At 37.3% G+C, this 2,528-nt stretch carries 4 protein-coding genes; all 4 read left to right on the top strand.

Features of this window, described 5'->3' with window-relative positions:
• A partial coding sequence (locus A9G32_RS12985; RefSeq protein ID WP_065640651.1) for a T6SS immunity protein Tli3 family protein occupies nucleotides 1-621 on the top strand: 621 nt, incomplete at its 5' end.
• A gap of 11 nt (nucleotides 622-632) precedes the next feature.
• The gene (locus A9G32_RS05690) at nucleotides 633-1,502 is read left to right on the top strand and encodes a T6SS immunity protein Tli3 family protein (protein ID WP_065640652.1); all 870 of its coding nucleotides are present in this window, start codon (nucleotides 633-635) and stop codon (nucleotides 1,500-1,502) included.
• A complete protein-coding gene (locus A9G32_RS05695) occupies nucleotides 1,502-2,248 on the top strand; it encodes a T6SS immunity protein Tli3 family protein (RefSeq protein WP_141672879.1) in 747 nt (248 codons plus the stop codon). The genes A9G32_RS05690 and A9G32_RS05695 overlap by 1 nt, the downstream gene beginning before the upstream one ends.
• An 11-nt stretch (nucleotides 2,249-2,259) precedes the next feature.
• On the top strand, nucleotides 2,260-2,528 hold a 269-nt coding region (locus tag A9G32_RS05700; protein WP_141672880.1), incomplete at its 3' end, for a hypothetical protein.

Here is a 2,528-nt window from a genome sequence, read left to right on the forward strand (position 1 = left end):
CTTTCGCCAGTTAATAATATACGAAAGCCCACCATTGTTCCTCCCTCGCAAATTGTGTACCGTTTTGATGAAAACCGTTATATTTTATTGACAGGCTATCGATGTGAAGGGCAAGCTTATTTTATTGACGATAAAGAACAAGTTTATTTCAGTATAGCACCTCATTCTTGGCGTATTTACACTGAACCCTATCGGCATCCAGCTAAAAATTATATTTCTATTCCTTATTCTGATCTTGCAGGCTTTGAAACCTCAATTGATGGGGGGCGTTCATTTAGAAGTATCCGTTTAGGGGTTGGGCATTATTTAGGTAATCATGATTCACCGCAATACGATGTGGTGAATGATCAGGCTTTTATTTTAGGCAAAGATGGTCAGCTTTATGCATCAGAAGCGCCATTTGGCACCAAAGGTTGGTATATGTTATCGAAAAAAGAACAGCTTGAACAAGAAGCTATTTTAGGCAGAAGCCAAATTATCCCTGAAAGTATTCCCCCAATTCCAAGTGACTATACTGGTTGGGATAAAATGCGCTGTGATTATAATGCCAAAGGAACTAAATTGCCCGATAACCATACCGTGTTAGAGGTCTATCAACACTTGTTAGGCACAGCTAAATAAGGAATTAAGGCATGAAACAGAAAATAACTAAATTGTTGATAATGTTATTTGTTGTACCCGTGTTTTTGGTCGTGATTTTATCGACTTTTGCGCCATTCCCCTCCACCGAGCCAATGCCACTTATGCGGCCTAAACCCTTACCTAAAGAAGGCTATCAACTCTTTTATTATGTAACCAATAATGGATTTGTTGTTAAAAATTCCTTTTATTATGTCAGTAAAAAGCGGCAGGTGATTTATCGTTATGACGCTGATCGTTATTTAGAGTTACAAGGCGAAAATTGCAGTGGATTGATTTGGTATCATGATGATAAAAATAATATTCATACCTTAATTACCAAACGATTTTATACAGCTTATCATTTACCGAAATTTAACTACTATAACCCTGGCAAACAGTATATTGCTATTCCCACCAATGATCTGTCCGATTTTGTTTTTTCAGTCGATGGTGGCAGACATTTTATAAAAGCGATGGTTTCCCCAATGGCAGCTGTACCAGGAGAAGAAGTTGATTATTTTATTGGGGTGGATGATTCGCCTATTCAGGAATTTTATACTTGGCTTGGGAAAAAAAATACGCCGATTACTATTTCGGGTAATACCGGCTATTTTGTTTTAAAAAATCATGAGGTGATATTTGGCGCATCTTATGAATATGATGATTTTGATTATGAACATGGGTTAAGAAATTTTCAGATTTTTTACCCATCATCGGCGTTTTCTGATAAAAGAGTTAGAGATGGCTCTAGATTTGGAGCCTATGATAGCCTTATTGATAATAAAGAATATCAATTACGGGTAAATTCAATAAAAAATCTAAAACCTGAACCTTATCAAGGTTGGGACAAAATACGTTGTGAGGTTGGGGCGGAAAGGTAATGATGATGTTAGCAATACTATCGACCCTTATAGGGGGAGCATTATTTATTATTATGCTAATTAAGCAATATCGTGAGCGATGGCAAATGGTGAGTTATCTGTTCTTTATCTTGGGAATATTGGCACTTTCGCCAGTTAATAATATACGAAAGCCCACCATTGTTCCTCCCTCGCAAATTGTGTACCGTTTTGATGAAAACCGTTATATTTTATTGACAGGCTATCGATGTGAAGGGCAAGCTTATTTTATTGACGATAAAGAACAAGTTTATTTCAGTATAGCACCTCATTCTTGGCGTATTTACACTGAACCCTATCGGCATCCAGCTAAAAATTATATTTCTATTCCTTATTCTGATCTTGCAGGCTTTGAAACCTCAATTGATGGGGGGCGTTCATTTAGAAGTATCCGTTTAGGGGTTGGGCATTATTTAGGTAATCATGATTCACCGCAATACGATGTGGTGAATGATCAGGCTTTTATTTTAGGCAAAGATGGTCAGCTTTATGCATCAGAAGCGCCATTTGGCACCAAAGGTTGGTATATGTTATCGAAAAAAGAACAGCTTGAACAAGAAGCTATTTTAGGCAGAAGCCAAATTATCCCTGAAAGTATTCCCCCAATTCCAAGTGACTATACTGGTTGGGATAAAATGCGCTGCGATTATAATGCCAAAGGAACTCAATTGCCCGATAACCATACCGTGTTAGAGGTCTATCAACACTTGTTAGGTACAGCTAAATAAGGAATTAAGGCATGAAACAGAAAATAACTAAATTGTTGATAATGTTATTTGTTGTACCCGTGGTTTTGGTCGTGATTTTATCGACTTTTGCGCCATTCCCCTCCACCGAGCCAATGCCACTTATGCGGCCTAAACCCTTACCTAAAGAAGGCTATCAACTCTTTTATTATGTAACCAATAATGGATTTGTTGTTAAAAATTCCTTTTATTATGTCAGTAAAAAGCGGCAGGTGATTTATCGTTATGACGCTGATCGTTATTTAGAGTTACAAGGCGAAAA

It is taken from the genome of Gilliamella sp. Gris3-2 (assembly GCF_001690345.1).
Taxonomy (GTDB): Bacteria; Pseudomonadota; Gammaproteobacteria; order Enterobacterales; family Orbaceae; genus Gilliamella; species Gilliamella bombi.

Coding starts and splice junctions, on each gene's coding strand:
- A9G32_RS05690 (WP_065640652.1), top strand. CDS start 633: ATGAAACAGAAAATAACTAAATTGTTGATAATGTTATTTGTTGTACCC.
- A9G32_RS05695 (WP_141672879.1), top strand. CDS start 1,502: ATGATGATGTTAGCAATACTATCGACCCTTATAGGGGGAGCATTATTT.